Source organism: Psychrobacter sp. BF1 (genome assembly GCF_019279065.1).
Classification (GTDB): Bacteria; Pseudomonadota; Gammaproteobacteria; order Pseudomonadales; family Moraxellaceae; genus Psychrobacter; species Psychrobacter urativorans.
This window is the reverse complement of the sequence record NZ_JAGYWV010000005.1, coordinates 115,651-135,862: the sequence shown is the minus strand read 5'-3', so window position 1 is coordinate 135,862 and position 20,212 is coordinate 115,651. Positions and strand designations below refer to the sequence as shown.

Annotated in this window: 20 protein-coding genes; 15 read left to right on the top strand and 5 right to left on the bottom strand. The window is 40.7% G+C overall.

Annotated features, from left to right (window positions below):
* Nucleotides 1–147: 147 nt before the first annotated feature.
* Genes KZA12_RS07805 through KZA12_RS07790 form a run of 4 tightly spaced genes read right to left on the bottom strand, consistent with a single transcriptional unit; the run spans nt 148 to nt 4,898 of the window.
* Nucleotides 148–1,170 (bottom strand): spore coat protein U domain-containing protein, encoded by a 1,023-nt coding sequence (locus KZA12_RS07805; RefSeq protein WP_218689834.1) that lies wholly within the window; start codon nt 1,168–1,170, stop codon nt 148–150.
* Nucleotides 1,170–3,653, bottom strand: coding sequence for a fimbria/pilus outer membrane usher protein (locus KZA12_RS07800; protein WP_218689833.1), 2,484 nt, complete (start codon nt 3,651–3,653; stop codon nt 1,170–1,172). Before KZA12_RS07800 ends, KZA12_RS07805 begins: the two co-directional genes overlap by 1 nt.
* Nucleotides 3,604–4,365, bottom strand: a complete 762-nt coding sequence (locus tag KZA12_RS07795) for a molecular chaperone (RefSeq protein WP_218689832.1) — start codon at nt 4,363–4,365, stop codon at nt 3,604–3,606. The genes KZA12_RS07800 and KZA12_RS07795 overlap by 50 nt, the downstream gene beginning before the upstream one ends.
* 5 nt (nt 4,366–4,370) lie before the next feature.
* Complete coding sequence (locus KZA12_RS07790) at nt 4,371–4,898, bottom strand: spore coat protein U domain-containing protein (RefSeq protein WP_218689831.1); 528 nt, start codon at nt 4,896–4,898, stop codon at nt 4,371–4,373.
* 607 nt (nt 4,899–5,505) lie between these two features.
* On the opposite strand from KZA12_RS07790, the gene KZA12_RS07785 reads away from it, so the two are divergent.
* The 5 genes from KZA12_RS07785 to KZA12_RS07765 all read left to right on the top strand — a co-directional run bounded on the left by KZA12_RS07785 (nt 5,506) and on the right by KZA12_RS07765 (nt 11,939).
* The gene (locus tag KZA12_RS07785; RefSeq protein ID WP_218689830.1) at nt 5,506–6,183 is read left to right on the top strand and encodes a hypothetical protein; all 678 of its coding nucleotides are present in this window, start codon (nt 5,506–5,508) and stop codon (nt 6,181–6,183) included.
* Between the two features lie 203 nt (nt 6,184–6,386).
* A complete protein-coding gene (locus KZA12_RS07780) occupies nt 6,387–7,007 on the top strand; it encodes a hypothetical protein (RefSeq protein WP_256932888.1) in 621 nt (206 codons plus the stop codon).
* A gap of 92 nt (nt 7,008–7,099) precedes the next feature.
* On the top strand, nt 7,100–10,114 hold the full coding sequence (locus tag KZA12_RS07775; RefSeq protein WP_256932887.1) for a collagen binding domain-containing protein: 3,015 nt from the start codon (nt 7,100–7,102) through the stop codon (nt 10,112–10,114).
* A gap of 73 nt (nt 10,115–10,187) precedes the next feature.
* On the top strand, nt 10,188–10,967 hold the full coding sequence (locus KZA12_RS07770) for a hypothetical protein (protein WP_218689829.1): 780 nt from the start codon (nt 10,188–10,190) through the stop codon (nt 10,965–10,967).
* A 558-nt stretch (nt 10,968–11,525) separates the two neighbouring features.
* Nucleotides 11,526–11,939 (top strand): PaaI family thioesterase, encoded by a 414-nt coding sequence (locus tag KZA12_RS07765; RefSeq protein WP_218689828.1) that lies wholly within the window; start codon nt 11,526–11,528, stop codon nt 11,937–11,939.
* A gap of 52 nt (nt 11,940–11,991) precedes the next feature.
* On the opposite strand, the gene KZA12_RS07760 is transcribed toward KZA12_RS07765, so the two are convergent.
* Nucleotides 11,992–12,687 carry a hypothetical protein gene (locus tag KZA12_RS07760; protein WP_218689827.1) on the bottom strand — a complete coding sequence of 232 codons (696 nt, stop codon included), beginning with the start codon at nt 12,685–12,687 and terminating at the stop codon, nt 11,992–11,994.
* A gap of 183 nt (nt 12,688–12,870) precedes the next feature.
* Between KZA12_RS07760 and KZA12_RS07755 the strand changes: the two genes are divergently transcribed.
* From KZA12_RS07755 to KZA12_RS14880, 10 genes are all read left to right on the top strand, one after another.
* Nucleotides 12,871–14,388 (top strand): type I restriction-modification system subunit M, encoded by a 1,518-nt coding sequence (locus KZA12_RS07755; protein WP_218689896.1) that lies wholly within the window; start codon nt 12,871–12,873, stop codon nt 14,386–14,388.
* A complete protein-coding gene (locus KZA12_RS07750; RefSeq protein ID WP_218689826.1) occupies nt 14,375–15,601 on the top strand; it encodes a restriction endonuclease subunit S in 1,227 nt (408 codons plus the stop codon). Before KZA12_RS07755 ends, KZA12_RS07750 begins: the two co-directional genes overlap by 14 nt.
* Nucleotides 15,598–16,710 carry an MBL fold metallo-hydrolase gene (locus KZA12_RS07745; protein WP_218689825.1) on the top strand — a complete coding sequence of 371 codons (1,113 nt, stop codon included), beginning with the start codon at nt 15,598–15,600 and terminating at the stop codon, nt 16,708–16,710. The genes KZA12_RS07750 and KZA12_RS07745 overlap by 4 nt, the downstream gene beginning before the upstream one ends.
* 254 nt (nt 16,711–16,964) lie before the next feature.
* Complete coding sequence (locus KZA12_RS07740) at nt 16,965–17,450, top strand: hypothetical protein (RefSeq protein WP_218689824.1); 486 nt, start codon at nt 16,965–16,967, stop codon at nt 17,448–17,450.
* Between the two features lie 179 nt (nt 17,451–17,629).
* Complete coding sequence (locus KZA12_RS14895; protein WP_256932886.1) at nt 17,630–17,752, top strand: hypothetical protein; 123 nt, start codon at nt 17,630–17,632, stop codon at nt 17,750–17,752.
* 159 nt (nt 17,753–17,911) lie between these two features.
* Complete coding sequence (locus tag KZA12_RS07735) at nt 17,912–18,097, top strand: hypothetical protein (RefSeq protein ID WP_373416602.1); 186 nt, start codon at nt 17,912–17,914, stop codon at nt 18,095–18,097.
* On the top strand, nt 18,094–18,402 hold the full coding sequence (locus tag KZA12_RS14890) for a restriction endonuclease subunit S (protein ID WP_256932892.1): 309 nt from the start codon (nt 18,094–18,096) through the stop codon (nt 18,400–18,402). Before KZA12_RS07735 ends, KZA12_RS14890 begins: the two co-directional genes overlap by 4 nt.
* A gap of 26 nt (nt 18,403–18,428) precedes the next feature.
* Nucleotides 18,429–19,463, top strand: a complete 1,035-nt coding sequence (locus tag KZA12_RS07725; RefSeq protein WP_218689821.1) for an SEL1-like repeat protein — start codon at nt 18,429–18,431, stop codon at nt 19,461–19,463.
* A 174-nt stretch (nt 19,464–19,637) separates the two neighbouring features.
* On the top strand, nt 19,638–19,760 hold the full coding sequence (locus KZA12_RS14885; RefSeq protein ID WP_256932885.1) for a hypothetical protein: 123 nt from the start codon (nt 19,638–19,640) through the stop codon (nt 19,758–19,760).
* A gap of 189 nt (nt 19,761–19,949) precedes the next feature.
* Nucleotides 19,950–20,048, top strand: coding sequence for a hypothetical protein (locus KZA12_RS14880; RefSeq protein WP_256932884.1), 99 nt, complete (start codon nt 19,950–19,952; stop codon nt 20,046–20,048).
* Nucleotides 20,049–20,212: the final 164 nt, after the last annotated feature.

Below are 20,212 nucleotides of genomic sequence, written 5' to 3'. Positions count from 1 at the left end.
CGGTGCTCTAATCATCCTGACAATCACAGATCATACATATTTCTTAGTTAGATTTTTATATAGTAGGATTAAATAAAATAGCTAATTTTACATAAAAAATGCACCTATAACTTAGGTGCATTTTTAATATTTGTCCAGTGTCGGTAGTTAATAGTTTATGTTAATAGTTACGATATCTGAGTAATTGTCAGGTCTAAAGTCAGCGCTAGGTACTGTGGCGTAGACGCTTCTATTTTGAGCCGAACCAGTGCCATTAGCAGTTACACCATTCCCTACATTACTAGAGGTTGCGGTATTGCCCCATACGGTTCCATTAACCCCAGTAGTAGAACGCAGTTGATAAGGAACTTGGTTATTATTGCCAGTAGTGCCTTTCATAGCTCCCAATCCTACTGTACTACCATTTGAGGGAGCCAATCCGATATTATAAACCGTACCATTTGTGCAAGTTAAATTGATAGGATTAGTACCGACACTCTCAATATTGGTAGCACTAGATGGCTTATTACCAAAATTTATATTACTTTTAGAATTGATTAGGCATTTGCTCGGAGCAATGGCTTGAACATAAAAAGGGTTCATACGTTGAGTAGGTGTAACTCCGGGACCCAATGGTGATAATGATGTTCCACAGTCTTTGTTTAAACCAGCTACAGAAGTGACAAGGGTATTATTTATTTGATAGTTAATTTTATAAGTGCTTGGATTTCTTGTGCTTTGGTTTGCAGGAATAGCGGCATAAACTGTCATTGCACCCCTTTGTACACCGCCATTAGCAGTGACTGTGACATTGACAGCAGCTGCCTCTTTGGTTGTTGGGTTTTGTATAGATCCCCAAATATTATTATATCCGCTATCGGTATACATTTGAAAAGGAAGGTTGGTAAGGCCTGGGGTTACTGGTGTTATGGCACGTGGAGTGATTCCTTCATTCCCAAGGCTAATACAGAGGGTCAAATCCTGTGCCGCATCTCCTGTATTGGTACATGAGTAGTTCACTGTACCTGTGGTTGTGAAGCGATTATTACTGAGTAGGTCAATAGAGCCAAAGTCGATATTGCTTATCGATGCTGAACAAGTAACGATGGGGGCAGCGTTAGCATTATTGACCGGTAATAAAAAAGCCAAGGGAATCAAATAAAGACTAAAGTGCCATTGAAACAGTTTCATTACAGTACCTTTTGACAAGTAAGTGGCCCAATAAGCGGAATGCCATCACCTTGTTTCTGATAATCAAAGCTAACTTGGCAACGATCACCAAAGGGAGTTGCTACCTCTAGCACGTTATGCTCATCAAGCGTATCTAAATAGACTTCACCATCAAAACCTACGATAGATGCTGCCAATGCTTGTTGAGTGACTAACCGTACTTGACTGCCTATTGGTATAAATTCATCGTTGCTGTCTTTTAGAATAACCGAGGCAGAGCGTACTGGCACAAGATTGAATTTGACTATTGTACCAGCACGATCAGTTGGGGTGGCTTGAGCCGCTACCTTATCAATTCGTAAATCTGCCGGTAAGTTCATCGGATCGATACCAATCTTATTGTCTTGGTAAGCATTGAGTGGCGATATCAGCAAGAGCCCACGGCTATTCGTGCTACCAATGACATTATTTTGCAGTAATACAGGCACATCAGCGATACCGTTGGTTGTAACTACGGCAAAACCATCATTGATTTGTCGGGCCGCAAAGATCCCGCCACCCATCATGACTAGCGAGCCGTTGCCACTAGCATAGGTTGCGTAATCCCCATTATAACTGCTCATACCCGCTTGCACTTGGCCATAGCGACCCAGATAATTCAGCTCAGCTAGAGCGCTAGTATCGTTATGGTTATCAGTATGGCTATTCACACTATGTCTTGCTTGTGCTCGCCAGCCTAATCCACCAGCAACGGGCGCTGACTGTGAGGCGTCTGCTACTATGACATTCTGTGCATTGTTATGTTGTAGGCTACTGCTCACTGAGAGATTGCGATCGAATGAAAAAGAAGCGCCGATAGCGGCACTATTATTATCAGAATTATTCAAGTCATGGTTATAGTTGGCATTGATGCTCACACGCCGGCCTAGAGACTTGCTCCAATAGGCACTAGCAAATCGAGCGCTATCTTCCTCAGCATAATCTACTTGATTGTAACTGACCCCAAAGCTGCCCAAGGTCTGGCTACCGTAGCCGGTAGAGAGCTGATAGCTCTGGCGAATAGGGGTAGAGCCATATTGGGTCGCTACATCACGATACTCGCCTTGGGTGCCTAAAGTATTGATGCCAACGTTAAAGCGTTTATTATTCCATTGATAGCTAGCACTATATTGGGTGCCGCTTTCATCTTGGCTATTACTGCCCGCTAATGAGGCAAATAACACCCCACCTGGACCGCCCAATACCCAAGTGCCGCCAACGCCTGCATTAGCTATATCTTTGGTAGCTTCGGCATGAGTCTCAGCGGTAAAGCGGTTATTCACGCCATAACGCCAAGTGCCACTGACGGCGACATCGCTGCCATAGTCGAAGGATTTGATGCCATAGTTTTCCCGTACAGCCCCAAGCTCGACCGACCAATCTGATAAGCCGGGCTGTAGTAAACGATGGGTATCATAAAGCGAGAAGTTAACTGTAGAGCTTTGTCCTAGCGCATCGGTCAATACCAGTTGTGCATCACCCGCACCACTAATACTAGGAGCGGTATTGAGCTCAAAAGGGCCGGCAGGGACGTCACCGCTGTATTGTTTAAGACCATTCACGTATAGCTCTACCGCAGAAGGTAGGGTGGCTGAACCAAAGAATGCAGGCAATGGAGTAGTGGTCATATAAGGTTGCAAATCAAAGTTGCTACCAATTTGCAGACCGCCTAAGCGGGTAGCGCGAGTCCATGACAGAGCACCTGTAAGAATATCCCCAGCACGTACGGTTAACAGCTTATCAGGAAAGGATTGGCTCCAACTGGTGTCTAACCTCACGGTACGATGGTCCCAGTCACGGTTATTAGTAATGCTATTAGCATTGTTATTATAAAAGCGGTTACCTGTGGTTAGTGCTGTTGAGCTTAATACCCCATTAGCATTAAAAGCGCGTACTTCGCTAAAAGCGCTTAGGTTGGTGGCATTATTGTCAGTATGTGAGCCATAGATATTATAATTTAATAAGATGCCAGGCGATGAGCTGGCTTGAGTACGACGGTTATCACGGTTATTTAACACCGTAGTGTTTAGATTGAGTGTACTTAAAGGGGCGACGATAGTGACGGATTGCATGCGCGCGTTATAGTCGACCTTAATATTGGCGAAACTATTTAGCGGTACCGGGTCGGTGGTACCGAGTGGCACAATAAATCCTAGCTGCTGCAATACGGCGATACTTGCCCATAATTGCTCATCACGATAATCAAAATGAGCTAAGCCAGCGCTAGCGCCATTGAGCGTCACATCTAGGTATAAATCGAGGCCACGCGTCTGACTCGGATCCTCGTTGAGGCCGAGTTGGACGAATTCGGTATTCGCTAGGCTGACAGGAGTAGATGTGGGGATAGAAGTTACAGAAGCGCTTTGGGGTGCTGCATGGCCAGCTGAGACCACCACACCATGAATTAAAAGAACTTTAGCGAGCGGCACTGTCCAACGTGACGTTTTGAATCGTGTCAGTTCCATTAATCATTACCTTAATTCTACTGCTATTTTTTAATTCATTCGGTGGTACTTTGAGCATCCATTGCATAGTAGCACCCGGTAAAACATAACCTAATAAACCGGGGCTTATCTCAATAGTGTTACCACTAGTATCATCTATGCTGAGCTTGGCCAATTGTGCACGCCCATTGCCACTATTGCTGACACGCATAGCAACGTGGTTACCATCGGGTTGCACAGTATAAGTCCATTGCAACTTTGGAGAAGTTTCTTGCACTCCTACAGGCTGGATAAAGACTGGTAACGAATAACTTAGTGCAAACTGCAAGCCCGCCTTCTGCTCAGCAGATGGAGTAGGGAGCTCATCAATAGAGAGGCGATAGCTGCTTTCTACCGCACCAATACCGCTCGGTGGTGCAGATGCGCGGATAATGCGAATGAGTTGTTTTTCACCCGGTTGCAGTTCAATGATTGGCGGACTGGCCAACAACCCTCGTGATGCGGTAAGCTGATCGCCTTTTTCATCCTGTGACCATTGGTACACACGAACTTGCGCATGTATTACATCGTCACCAGTATTACTGAGCGTCAGGCCACTGGCATTTTGTTTAGCTTGCAAGCTGAGGGAAATGGGAGAGACCTGCAGGCCGCTCGCCATTGCCACACCGTTAGGCAGTAGCAAACCAGATAAAATAACCGGTATCGCAACACGGTGTACCCAGAGACTTAGCATTCAGATTAGAACGTTACTGAAACGTTTACAGTATCGAGGTAATCACCAGGTATAACATCTGCTGTATCAGTTACGGTGGCATAAACAGTAGTAGCAATACCAGTTGCATAGTTAGTAGCCGCTGCGGTTGTTACTGGAGTAACAGTACCCCAAGCAGGACCAGCACTTGACACAGAGGTTAATTTATAAGCAATCTCTTGACCAGCAGTAGGTCCAGAACCTTTTAATTTACCAGTACCATCGGTACTCTTACTTGAAACAGGTTGAAGTGTAATTTTAGCAGAGGAACCGACAGAACAATTTGTAGTAATAATAGTAGAACCTGTCTTTTCAGAACCTACTAGTTGCGCTTGACCTGCTGCAACAGTACCAAGACCAATATCAGCAGTAGCACCAGTTACAACGGTACAAGTCTGATCAACCTTTAGTAAAACATCGAAGCTATCACTAGTAATAGGTGCTGCGTTAGCAACAGTCAAAGAGCTAACGGCAAGTAGTAAAGTAGCAGTCAATAAAGATTTTTGAAGTTGCAAAGTAGTTCTCCGATGATTTTAAGTTTGTTATCACTTTTGATAAGCATAATAAAAACGGTTTAGACATGCACAATTTTTATCAGTCATTAGTTGGTGGCATTATTACATAAAGATTACACAAAGGGAAAATAAAACACTATAAATTTCAATATTAATACGCTTAAGCGTAACAATATATGTTACTACCGAACCATAATAAGATGGTTGAGAAAGCTTTTCCTGTTAGTGGTCAGTCCAAGCATAGCGAGAGCTTTTGGCCGCTATTAATGCTACCGATACCAAACTGTAAAAGGTCAAAGTTGAGCTTGAAAGTGCAGTAGAGTTTTATATAAATAAGGATAAAAATATAACTTTAAAATTTTTTAACGTGATTTTTACTGATTATCAGATTTTCTATACCATTCATCTGATTATCGGTTCATTTATAATTGAATTATGCGATATTGCGCGTTCTGCATACAGAATACATTCCCCTCTTTACCTCATTATTCATTCCCCAGTTACTGTTTACTTTCCCAGTTACTGTTTCAGTCAAATACTACATATTTTAGACTCTATTACTGGTATGCCTTAACTTCAAAATAGTTTTAACCATGAGATTTATATTATGAATATTTTTACAAAAGTAGCAGTAACTGGTCTAGCCTTATCTCTATCTTCTTTTGCTTCAGCAGCAATAAGTGGTTCTACAGACTTTCGTGTAACGCTACCTGAAGTTTTAGTGCTATATCACTGGGATGATGCTGTACTGAACTTGACTGAAGTTGTTACTACCGCTGCAAACGATAGCGATTTGCGCGAAATAAGCGATGCTACTACTCGTACAGGAACGGCGGTATTAGGAGCAGCTACTGCTAGCATCAATACAGATGTTAGTACTACTTCAAACACGGCTCTTGCCACTAACGTTGCGGTTACTCTAAAAAATGCTTGGGCAGTACGTAACTTATCGTCTGCTAATGGTGTTTCGCTAACATTGACTAACCCTAATACTAGTTTGAAAAATGTTGTCAATAATGCCTCTGTTATTACTACTTCAAATGCTATTTTAGTATCAGCAAATCCTTTAATCAGTACTTCTGGTACAACAACTGTAGGTATTAAATCAGGTTTTGTTCCTGTATTAGGTGATATTACTTTTAACTTAGATCTGTCTACTGCTAATAATGCCGGTGAATACAACACACGCGGTGTCACTGGCGCTTCACCTGATACAGCTACAGGTAATGGTACTGACACCTTCTTATTGACTCTTACTGGTAATGGTCCTGTTCCTATTCCATAATTGAAGAGTTTTAACGGCTAAGCCTTAGTGCTTCGACACTAGCTACATCCTAAAAAATACCAGCTATTATTGCTGGTATTTTTTATAGTTAACGACAAGACATTCTCCGAGCTGCAAATCAATCACTTTATAAGATCTTAAGTGGGTTTGCGCTACAGGCTTTGCAGCTAATTGCTAATAATTAACTAAATAAAGGCAAAAAGATGATCCTAACTGCTTACCCTAAATTATGTTTACCTAGTCAATCTACCAGTACACGTTTAGCCCTATCTATAGTTACAGGGATTGTTGTCACGTTAACAAGCATAAGCTATGCACAGGCTGAGCTGATTATCAGTAACTCAGTAAATGAGCAAGGAAAGGCTCAAATGGTGGTGCGCAATGATCGTCAAACCTCTTTACCACCAGCACAATTAGGTATTCAGCCCGGTAGTATTGACGAGACTGTGTCTCTGACAAAGGGTAAGAATCTAGCCAAACTTAATCAATCGTTAACTCTATATAATTATGGCAGCAAACCTAAAAAAATCGCTCTGAGCTTGGTTGATATGGATGCTGCTGGCAAGCCTATCGACCCTAGTGAGGACACACTAAAACCATGGGTATTGATCAACCCTACAGCGTTTACTATTCCTGCTGGTGGCTATCAGACGGTTCGTATGTCTATCCGCTTGCCTATGGATTTTGCCAAAGGTAAGTACCATGCTATGTTGTCGATCAAACAGCAAATCGATAACCCTGTTACTTATACTGCTGATGGCAAAGGGGTAACTCTTGAGCTTGGGTCACAGTATGGGTTGCCAGTGTCCATTGAGGTGCAATAGACTAATAGCCCTCAAATTCAAACTAGGAAATACTGGTATTATGATGTAATGATTACCAGTATGACTTCCCATACCCATAAAATGGATTCGCTATGGCGTTTATGATTAAAAAGTACTCGTCTTTGCGTTTAGTGACTTTAGTTTCTTTACCTTGTATGGTGATTTATTGTCCCTCAGCATTGGCTGAGATACAAACTATAGCGGCTAATACAACTTCGCAGCTATCGGCTAGCAAAGCTTACAATAAAAACAACAAAGTGCTAGTGCCTAGTTTGGTAGGGGTGTTAATCAATGGAGAGGAACAAGGGAGTACCGAAGCCCTTTATGACTCAGCATCAGATCCAGAGCGTGATGAGCAAAAAGACTGCTATTTTTTATCTATTAATGACTTAAGTGAATTAACTAAGGCTAGCTTTACTGTTGTCGATAATCAGGCTGGCTACGATGTCAGTACGCCGATAGGTAAAGTGCAGTTATCAGCCGATCAAATCTATAGTTACCAAGGTCAAGACTATGTGTCACTTAGTACTCTAAAAAAGTTAGGAATAACCGCTGTGTACAGCCAGCCAGACTTAGCTATTATGCTAAATATGGGTTGGCGTCCCGCCCAAATAAGTGTCCCAAAAGCCAACAATGAGCGTAACGCCCTACCCATTGACTATCGTTCTAGTCAAGCGGGTCTACTGGGTTTGTCATTTAATAGCACCCTAAGTACTAGCCAGAGCAATAATACCTCAAGGGATAATGCATCTAATAACAATGACAATGATACAACGTCCACTAGTCGACAAATATATGCAGACTTAGGTGCCTATGGTTACGGATTAGGTGGGGTGTGGGGTATTAAGGCTATCGGTTATGATTTCGCTAGCTCTAATGATCTGATAGAGGATAAAACAGGCAAGGTATCGGCTAATGACAGCTTTGTACGCAATGCTTTAAATGGATTTAGCTACTTGCCATCAGACTGGGATAATTGGGGAGTAGATAATCTATATTGGGCTAAATCTGGCAAACAGCTAGCTACCCGTATAGGTATTAATAGACCTAATGCGCTCAGTCAAGGGGCGCAGACCACAGGCACAGAATTCACTGGGGCTATGGTCGCCTATAGTAATCGAGATATCGGCCGTCATTTATCTTATTTTGATCAAGACAGTCGCAGTCTGTTGCAAAACACTAATCAGGATTATCAGCATTTAACTGGTATAGGTGAAGCGGGTGGGGTGGCGGAGTTGCGTATCAGTGGCCGCGCTTTGGCTCGAGTACAGATTGGATTGGATGGGCGTTACGAATTTTTGAACCTTGATGTCAGCCAATTGACTTTGACAGACAATTTAGTTGAGGTGGCAATCTATGCCTATCCATTGGCCCGCCAACCGCTTGAAGTTCGACCTATCGTACTCGGCAAACGTCGCACCAACGTCGCAACTGATGAGCTTTTGATAGAAGCAGGTATTGGTGCTAGCGGTAATTTAGTTAATAGTAATAGCCGATACGGTTTTAGAGACAATAATAGTGGTACTGCAGCACATTTATATACTGAATATGGGGTTAATAATCGCTTGGCAGTACGTGGTGGTGTTAACACTAATGCGCAAAACTTAATTAATGATAGTAAGTCAGTATCTTGGCATACAGGGGTCAACTATAGCTTATCACCCTATAGTAATTTTGATTTCAGCTATGCCGATAGTACTATTGAGCAGTTATGGCAAGCTCAACTGCAGTATCAGCGCAAAAAACTATTAGCCTACTATCAGTATCAAGCTCGGCAGTATGATAAAGCAGTATTAGAGCTACCCCTATTGGATAATAATCGAATAGATCGATTGAACGATCAGCGTCATCAACTGTTACTTAATTATAGCCCTAGTGATAGAACTAACCTCAGTCTAAGCCAGTATTATGATCAGATGGCGATTGAGACTGATTTGGATAACTATTATGCTTATGCCAGCATCAATCATCGATTCAACGATGCGCTAAATGCCGGTGCCAACTGGAACAGCCTTGATGATCGCTATAGTTATCGTATTAACTGGCAAGATATTTATAGAAACCGTACGGCTAACGATGGCAAAAGCAATACTATAGGTCTATCTGGTGATAATACTAGCGATACCTTATCAGTACGCCATCAGTTTGATTACCGTACTAGCTTTGGGCAGTCGGTTAGCGCTTTACATGATAGTAGTCGACTATTGAACCAAGGCGATATCAACTATCGTTTTGATGGGTTCAATCTGTTTGGTGCTGATGCAGATGCTAGATCTATCGGCACTAGCTCTATAGATAACTTAGTTAGCATTGGCTATAGCTTGTTTGATGGTCAGGTAGGCTGGCTAGCTGATTGGCAGCTGACCCATCGCAATGGCATTAACTTTAGCTTGGGCTACAAACATCGTTATGTAGATGCTATACCTAGCGGTCGTTACACTGACTTAATAGATGACAGCTCATTTACTAATGAACGTGAGCTACCCGCTTGGACGCAGAATAATTATCTGTTTGCTAAGCTATCATTTGATATGTTTAAGCCACCCAAGCAAAACCTAAAATTCGGTCAATATCCTCGTCAAGAAGCAGGCAGTGTAGTAGTGGACTTAACCCACCATGTTGATTCGCCAATCGACAATGAAACTTTAAGTTTTCAGTTAGACAATCAACATGTTCAGGCCAGTCTGCTTGGAACCCAAGCGAACCATAGCCAATATCTGATCAGTAATATAAAAGCTGGGGATTATACTCTGAGTATGGATGCCACCAATCTGCCTTTAGAGTATAGTGCAAGCGAGTTACAGACACCGCGTATACGAGTTAGCAATTATGCCCCTACTTCAGTGCCTATCAAGCTAGAAAAGACTTATGGTATATCAGGCAAGCTCACCACAGCAGAAGAAGGGATAGTGATTGATATCTATCAAAAAGATAAGCTGATACAAAGTGTGACAACTGGCAGTTACGGGTATTTCCAAATATTTGGCTTAGCACCAGACACTTATACTTTAAACTCTAAAGGTTATGAAGCGCAGTCTATTGAGATCACTAACGACTTTGTGTTGAAAATAGCTTTAAAACCTCTAACAAGTAGCGCTGTACCGTAAACCATAATATTAATTATATTACCCAAATATGGGTTATATTTTGAATTAAAAGCAGCTCAAAGCCGAGGTCGTTATGTCTAAAAAACTATCAATCGTTCATTATGATAAATTGTTGCTAAAAGTAAGCTTAACGGCAATAGTGGGATTACTGGGACAAACAGCATTAGCAGCCTGTCCTGATACTGCTGGTATCAATATCACTGCTGCTGCTAACCGTGTCGGTTCAGTTGGTAACACTGACATATACTTTTGTAAGCAGGATTTTCCAAACACTACTTTAAGGTTTGCCCCTACAGAGACTCAGCTCCTCAATCGCGGCAGTCAAGCTATCTCAAGAGGCAACACTATTCAGAGCTTTCCCTTGAGTAACCGTGCCGATCTAAGTGGCTTTAATGTGGCTAATTTGAACTTAAACCAGTTATCAGCAAACCTTCCAAACACCAATGGGGACTACGGTTCACCAAGCTTATTTAACTTTTATATCCGCACAGGTCGATACAGCAACTGTACTAGCGAATATCAAACCATAAGAACTTTTTTAAGAAATAACCCTAATACTTTTCAACTCAACACTTCATTCGCATCTATTGCCCCAGATAATACTTCAAATACTAGTATAGTCAAAATGACCGGAGCCAAATTAAAATCAGCTATAGACCAAACCAAAGAATTAACCGCTAACATTGACTTTTACTATACAAACCCTACTACGGGACAATATTTCACTAGTGATGTCCCGAGTTATCGTGACTGCTGGTTTGGTGTGGGTACTAGAGTGACTATTACCCCTGATAGTGCCAACGTAAAATTTGCTGGTAATTACGATCTAAGGATCAGTGTATTAACTCAATAATAATTAATGGCGAGACAAGATTTAGCTTCATAGGCTTTTCTACCTTCAAAGACTCAGACAATTAATAGCGCTAAAACTCTTCTTGCCCTAGTTTCGCCTCCCTCATTATTTCTGCACCATTTTAGAGATACTAAGTAAATCACTTCGAGTGGCCCACTTACTTAGCCTGTAACTAATATTCAATAGCCATAACTTTCTGCAAACGATAATACCCCAACACTTTAACTTAGTGTTGGCTAAGGTTAGGCTTGTCTAAAAATTGCTGATAGTCCGAATCATCAACTGTTATTGTACAGATAGGGGCGTATAGAGCTTGAGGGCAGCAATCATTAAAACGATGCTGATGGTAGTAAGTTTTTAGAATGTACGGTTCAAATAGTTATAGGTTTTGCCATTTCTATTAGCTTTGAGCAATGATATCCTGCAAAACAGCTAAGCTGTTTAAAGGGTTTGAATAAAGGGCTACTATCAGTATTCAGTGAGATAGCGACAACCCAATAAACCTCAATAACAAAAGCAAGTAGTTAACAATAACTATAATTAGACCAAGGATTAGGTATGTCTGCAACTAAAGAAGAGATCGTCGCCTTTATGGCATTAGAGTTTCCACATGCCAAATATCAAGTTGAGGCAGTAGGGAATAACAGTGCGATCATATCGCATGAGATTGGTATAAAGGAGCTACGTCCGGGTGGCACGGTTGCCGGCCCTGTATTGATGAGCATTGCTGATGTCGCACTTTATGTGGCGATACTAGGTACGATTGGCATTGTTCCGTTGGCAGTAACCACTAGCCTCAATATCAATTTTTTGCGTAAACCAACAGCAGAAGCCCGCATTATCGCTGACTGCAAATTGATAAAAGTAGGGCGCTCGCTAATCGTAGGTGAGGTATCTTTATATTCAGAAGGCTGTGATGATTTGGTGGCTCATGTGGTTGGCACTTATGCTATACCGCCCAAGCGTGACTAAGCCTGACTAGGCCCGGCAAAGCGACTTATAACTCGCTACTGTTAAACACAAGTTATCTTTTTACATAGACGTCTTGCCTCAAACCTTTATCAGTGGGATAAGTATACTCAACTCTCTTATCCAAAACCTTGCCATGAGGATCAATTACATAGCAGTCCACTGGCGTGCCAGCATCAGTAGCTACCAATATATTAGCTGAACGACTTATACATAACCAAGCACTATTATTAGTGGCTTTTGATAAAGACCAAGCCTTTAGGTAAGTGCCTATTTTCTTATTGAGACTACTATCGGTATAAACGTTTTCTGTCAAAAAAGTGCTGAAATCACCTACAGTAGCCACTTTAGGTACGCTTTGAGTTTGAGAGGTTATTGCATACCTTTCAGCACCTGAAAATCCATGAAATACTAGAGGATCAAAACTGTAGTAGTTGTCTTCTATAGAGGTATTAACGTTCTGATTATCGATATATATAGTGGAAGTGATTCGACTGGCATGCACCGGCTTGCCATCAAAAGTCACTGTGCCTAAGGGCAAAGTGACCACTTGTACAGCCAGTTGCAGTTGGTCATCCACAAGGTAGGAAGTATAGTTAGAAGGCTTGGAGTAGATATTGATTAAAGCGCGCTCAATGGGATATTGGGTGATCATCTTATTAGCATGACTTGTCAACATGCTACTGCTTATGCCAGTTGTACAAGCACCTAAACTAAGGGTGGCTAATAGACACAATCCTAGGGTTTTCATCGCTTAACCCCTTACCTTATAGGCTTAGTTTAATTGGCTTATATCACTGTCTACTATAATCTTATTTTTAAGCAATGACATCTCCCAACTATCTTAGACCCTGCTATCATTACCTCATTATAAAAACTCATAACTTTGCAAAGTATTAAGGAATAAAGAATGCCCGCCAGCACAGTTAATCAGATGACCAATAAGATTAATCAAGACGATATTAATAAAGCGGTATGGAACGCCTGTGACACTTTCCGTGGGGTCATCAGCGCCGATACTTATAAAGACTTTATCTTAACTATGCTGTTTTTGAAGTATATCTCTGATGTCTATAAAGACGAGTACCACAAGTTGGTTGAGCAGTACGGCGACAACCCAGAATTGATCCATGCCATGATGTCCAAGCAGCGCTTTGTATTGCCTGAAGGCGCAAGCTTTTGGGATTTATACGAGCAGCGTCATCAAGCCGGTAACGGTCAACGTATTGACCAAGCCTTACATGCGCTAGAAGAAGCCAACGGTACTAAGCTTAAGAACGTCTTCCAAGATATTAGCTTTAACACTGATAAGCTGGGTCAAGACAAACAAAAGAACGAATTGCTGCGTCACTTATTAGAAGACTTTGGCAAAGATATCCTCAATCTAAGTGCTGAGCGAGTCGGCAGCTTAGATGTGATTGGTAATGCTTATGAATTCTTAATCAAGCACTTCGCTGCCGGTAGTGGGGCGACTGCTGGTGAGTTCTATACGCCACCCGAAGTGTCTGATCTGTTAGCGACAATCCTCGCGCCTGTTGAGGGCGATCAAATCTGTGATCCCGCTTGTGGTTCGGGTTCACTATTGATTAAATGCGGGGCAATGGTACGCAAAAACTGTGGCTCGAAAAAATATGCGCTATTCGGTCAAGAAGCCATTGGCTCGACGTGGGCATTGGCCAAGATGAATATGTTCCTGCATGGTGAGGATAACCACCGTATTGAGTGGGGCGATACTATCCGTAATCCGCTGCTACTCGATAAAGACGGTAAGCATCTATTACAATTCGATGTGGTGACTGCTAACCCACCGTTCTCACTAGATAAATGGGGTCATGAGGATGCCAGTAGCGATCCCTATGGTCGCTTCCATCGTGGTGTACCGCCGAAGACCAAAGGCGACTATGCCTTTATCAGTCATATGATTGAAACGTTAAAACCTACGACTGGTCGTATGGGTGTGGTGGTACCGCATGGCGTGCTGTTCCGTGCCTCTAGTGAAGGCAAAATCCGTCAGCAACTCATCGAAGAAAACTTACTTGATACGGTGATTGGTTTACCTGAAAAGTTATTCTTTGGTACGGGCATTCCAGCAGCAATTTTGCTATTTAAAAAGAAAAAAGCTGATAACACCGTTCTGTTCATAAATGCAGATAAAGAATTTAAAAAAGGGACGAATCAGAATCAGCTAACCTTTGATAGTATTCAAAAGATAATTAATACATACAAAGCTCGCGTAAATGTTGATAAATACGCTTATCTCGCCACGTTTGATGAAATTAGGGAAAACGACTTTAACCTAAACATTCCGCGTTATGTTGACACCTTTGAGGAAGAGGCTGAGATTGATTTGCTAGAGGTACGTTCTGAGCGTTTGACACTAAAGGCTGAGCTAGAAGCATTAGAGCTTGAGATGGCCGGGTATTTAAAGGAGTTAGGTTATGATAATACCTAATGAATGGAAAAAAAGTTCTGTTTCTGAAATCTGCAAACTTCAAAATGGTAATAGCTTTAAGCCTCAGGATTGGGATACAAAAGGCCTTCCTATCATAAGGATACAGAACTTAAATGGTAGTGATAACTTTAATTATTTCTCAGGCATTCCCCAAGAAAGATGGATAATCGAAACTGGTGATCTGTTGTTTTCTTGGGCAGGTACTAAAGGAGTTTCATTTGGTCCATTTGTGTGGAGGGGTATCAAAGGAGTTCTGAATCAACATATCTATAAAGTTCAGGCACAAGACTCTATTGATGAGGAATGGTTATTTTACGTATTGAAGTACGTGACAATTAAAATTGAAAATAAAGCTCATGGCTTTAAGAAAACTTTGGTACATGTAAAGAAAAAAGATATTGATGATCAGGTTATATCACTTCCACCTCTCCTAGAACAACAAAAAATCGCCAAAATTCTAACCACTTGGGATAAAGCGATTAGCGCTACTGAGCGTTTAATTGACAATAGTACGCAGCAGAAAAAAGCGTTGATGCAGCAATTACTGACGGGTAAAAAGCGGTTGCTTGATGAGTCGGGTAAACGGTTTGAGGGTGAGTGGGAAGCATTAACTATAGGTGATGTTGTCGAACTATTTAATGGGTATGCCTTCAAAAGTAGCGATGCTTTAGAAAAAGGTTATAAGTGGTTAAAAATAGCTAACGTAGGTATAGGTGAAATAAAATGGGATAGTTCAAGTTACTTACCAGAGGGATATGAGGATGAATATAATAGGTTTAATCTCAAGGTAGGTGATGTTGTTGTTGCTATGACACGTCCAACATTAGGCAACCAACTTAAGATTGCAAGACTAAAAAATAAAGCTGATGAATCACTTTTAAACCAGCGAGTAGCTAAACTGTTATTTTCTGAAAAAGTTAGCAGTGAATATATGTACCAGTTGCTATCAACGATAGAGGTAGCTCTTAAACTTAACCATGCTTTGCTAGGAACAGATCCTCCGAACTTAAGCACAAAAGTGCTTCATAAAATTAGTATGGAGCTACCACCATTAATCGAGCAACAAAAAATCGCCACCGTATTAACCAATGCCGATAAAGAGATTGAGTTACTTGAGCAGCAATTGGCTGATTTTCAGCAAGAGAAAAAGGCGCTGATGCAGGTGTTGTTGACGGGTAAGAAGCGGGTGGTGGTTGATGGAGATAATTCATGATCGTTCGTACATTTCATCCTGTAGGGCAAGGTGCTTTTTATTCAGAGCGCTATAATGACTTTAATATTGTGTATGACTGTGGAACTATGTCTCCAAAAAAAGCAAGACTTGTAGTTGAAGATGCATTTAGAGATGAAGTGGTAGATGTTCTTTTTATATCGCATTTCGATAAAGATCATATTTCATCCATACCTGATCTAAAAAAATCAGCAACAAAGATTAAAGTGGTTGTTCTTCCCCTTTTAAATAATCAACAAAGGAACTTGTTATTAAACTTCTATAGCAAATTTTCAGTAGATCTGAAAAATATAATTAATGACCCTGAATCTTATTTTGATTCTGATACCATTATAATCCGGATTCAACCTACCACTAATACTTTTAATCTTGAAAGACGATTTAATCCTCGTGACTTAAGAGAGTTAATAAATAACAATTCAAACGAGTCGATTGAAATTGAAAGCGGTACTCCTTTGAATATTACATTAAATGCTGGTATGAAGACAATACGATGGTGTTTTATTCCTTATAATTATGAAGATGAAGTACGTAGAACTGAAGTGGATAGAGAGTTAAATAAAGTAAGCATCAGTACAAGCAGGTTGATGAATGATCCTAACTATACTCTTAGCAATTTAGAAAATACTGCTCTCAAGAATAAGATGAAAAATATTTACGATAAGCTCCAAGGGAAAATTAATGAGAATTCTATGCTGCTGTATTCGGGTCCAGATTTATCTGGTGACATAAGAAAAAGCCAACACTTTTGTACAACATTACTTATTGATATAAACCACTGCTATACATGCCTTTGTATGTCTGGCTGTATTTATACAGGGGATAGTGACTTCAAATGCTTCAAATTAAAAGACATATACGCGGGCTATGTTGATTATGTCGGTATTATTCAAGTACCACATCATGGATCAAAGTATGATTTTGATCTGCAAGCGCTTGAAGGCTTTAGCAGAACGATTATGCCTGTTTCTCATAGGACTACTTCAAGCAAACATCCTGATGCAGAAGTTATTAAAGAACTGACTATAAATGGCTTTCATGTAATTTCCATTAATGAGAATAAAAATTCTAAATTTAGACAGTTTATTTAGATGCGTAGCCTGTGTTAAAAATCTAATCTGCTTAACCAAATAACAGTTACGTAGAGTTTGAGAGCAAGCCTTATCTAATTAAAATATCATTTACAGAAAGACCTATGAAATGCTACGTACTTAAATAATTAGTGTTGTTAGTAGCGTTAAATATATGTTTTAATTGTCATAATGAATAACCTCATAATAAAGAAATTCCGAAATATTCTATCTTTCAAAAACCTCCCACATCTTATTAAAAACTAGGTAGTATTATGAACAATAAAAACGAACTATGTAATATACATCAGACATACTATGGTTTTATCACCCTTAACCCTTTAAATGAAAGTACTACAGAAGACCAATGGAAATGCTTTAGTAAAATCTTAATGGAAAACAACGAAAAAGAAAAAGATGAAAAAGATACTCATTTACACTTCTTCAAAATCCAAGAAAATAACTTTAACTGGCAAGTAAGAGTTCAATTAACTTCTAGTAAGAGCGAAGCTGAAACCCATATCGTGTTAAAACTTAAGAATGCATTTCTTGCCTCAGATATTAAAAATGTAGAAGTAGCCATTCTTCTCTCACTTCAATACTTAAACACTAATCCACCTACTGGTGAATATGGCGGAGCATTCGATGACAGGATTGACTATAGTATAATTCGTTCAAACACATTTGATGTAGACTCAGTATTGAAGCCAGCAGGCTCCATGCTACTCAAGTGGAATGATAGAAATTTTCAACAACTTTAACATTAACTGCAAAAAAAATATCAAAATTGAAGTTTTATTAACCTAGCCTTTCATATAACCGTCACGCTTAGTGCCCTTTGGGTAACGCGCAACCTTGGCGGTTTTTTGTTGCCTTTTTTATGACAGTATCGGCTACAATCATAATCACTAAACAAACGCTATGTCTAAAGTGGGCAGATATGACCAATCCAATCTCTAATATTAGCGCCAGTGCAAGCATCAACTTTGCCGAAGAATTTAGCTCAAAAATCCCTGCCTTAACTTTGCTCAGCACGCTGGGCTATCGGTTTGTTCCACAGTAATTATTGACAGGTAAGAGGCGGGTAGTGATTAATAGCTGACTTGGGATAGGGCGCGATGTGTAGGCTGGGTTTTTAACCCAGCTTCAAGACTTTACAGAATTACGATGCTGGGTTAAAAACCCAGCCTACTAAAAAACAGCCTATGAAAAACTTGAAACCATCAAAAGCTTAAGAATGCATATACCGTCGTCTAGACAAGAACAACAAAAAATCGCCACCGTATTAACCAATGCCGATAAAGAAATTGAATTGCTTGAGCAGCAATTGGCTGATTTTCAGCAAGAGAAAAAAGCGCTGATGCAGGTGTTGTTGGCGGGTAAGAAGCGGGTGGTGGTTGATAGCTGATTTGGAATAGGGCGCGATGTGTAGGCTGGGTTTTAACCCAGCTTCAAGACTTTGTAGAATTAAGATGCTGGGTTAAAAACCCAGCCTACGAAAAAACAGCCTACGAAAAACTTGAAACCATTAAAAGCTTAAGAATGCATATACCGTCGTCTAGACAAGAACAACAAAAAATCGCCACCGTATTAACCAATGCCGACCAAGAAATTGAATTGTTTGAGCAGCAATTGGCTGATTTGCAGCAAGAGAAAAAAGCGCTGATGCAGGTGTTGTTGACTGGTAAGAAGCGGGTGGTGGTTGATGGGTGATAGTTTATTTAAGTGGAAGATAGAGCATGCGGTTATTAAAAACTCGTTTCACGATTCAAGTCATCGTGGCAATAGTATCTTTTGGAATAGGCTTGTCTGCTATGGCGTTAGATAGTAAAGAGCAAACAATATTAGCCAATCAGGGTGATGCCAGTGCTCAAAATAAACTCGGGTTTATATATGAGAGGGGCTTGGGCGTTCAGCAAGACTATGACGAATCTATAAAGTGGTATTTAAAGGCAGCCAATCAGGGTAATGCCAGCGCTCAAGCCAATGTGGGAATGATGTACCGTGACGGTCTAGGGGTTCAACAAGATTATACCGAAGCCTTCAAATGGTATCTGAAGGCAGCTGATCAAGGCAATTCCAGAGCACAGTTTAGCTTAGGACTATTGTACAAGGACGGTCTGGGTGTTCAAAAAGATTATGCCAAAGCTATAACATGGATGACTAACGCTGCCAATCAAGATGATTCTAATGCGCAAAATAGCTTGGGACTCATGTATAAGGATGGTCTGGGTGTTCAACAAGATTATGCCAAAGCTATAACATGGATGACTAGCGCTGCCAATCAAGATGATTCTAATGCACAAAATAGCTTGGGACTCATGTATAAGGATGGTTTGGGTGTTGAGCAAGATTACAGTGAGGCGGTCAGATGGTATTTAAAATCAGCGAATAAAGGTGATGCTGCTGGCCAAAGAAATTTAGGCTTGATGTACAAAGATGGTTTGGGTGTCGAGCAAAGCTACAGCGAAACAATCAAATGGTATTTGAAGTCAGCCAACCAAGGCTATGCTGATGCACAAAACGACTTAGGAATAGTTTATTCCCAAGGTTTAGGCGTTCAAAAAAATTATATTGAAGCACATAATTGGTATTTAAAGGCGGCTAATCAAGGACATGCCCATGCCCAAAAAAATCTTGGCTTAATGTACGCAAATGGCATAGGTGTCCAACAAAACTATACTGAAGCGGTTAATTGGTATAGCAAATCATGTGAAAATGGCAATCAGGATGCGTGCAAACATTATAAAATTTTGAAAAAATCAGGGTATTAACGACACGAGTTATCGTACTGACGCTAACCGCCATGCTACGCTCTTTGGGTAACGCGCAACCTTGGCGGTTTTTTGTTGCCTTTTTTATGGCGTCTTTAGTATAGATTTGGGCTACAATCGATAAAACCAAACAAGTAATCAAACAAACAAACGCTATGTTTAAAGTGGGCAGATATGACCAATCCAATCTCTAATATTAGCGCCAGTGCAAGCATCAACTTTGCCGAAGAATTCGGCTCAAAAATCCCTGCCTTAACCTTGCTTACCACGCTGGGCTATCGGTTTGTTCCACAGTAATTATTGACAGGTAAGAGGCGGGTAGTGATTGATAGCTGACTTGGAATAGGGCGTGATGTGTAGGCTGGGTTTTTAACCCAGCTTCAAGACTTTGCAAAATTACAATGCTGGGTTAAAAACCCAGCCTACGAAAAAACAGCCTACTAAAAAACAGCCTATGAAAAACTTGAAACCATCAAAAGCTTAAGAATGCATATACCGTCTTCTAGACAAGAACAACAAAAAATCGCCACCGTATTAACCAATGCCGATAAAGAAATTGAGTTGCTTGAAGCAGCAATTGGCTGATTTTCAGCAAGAGAAAAAAGCGCTGATGCAGGTGTTGTTGACAGGTAAGAGGCGGGTAGTGATTGATAGCTGACTTGGAATAGGGCGTGATGTGTAGGCTGGGTTTTTAACCCAGCTTCAAGACTTTGCAAAATTACAATGCTGGGTTAAAAACCCAGCCTACG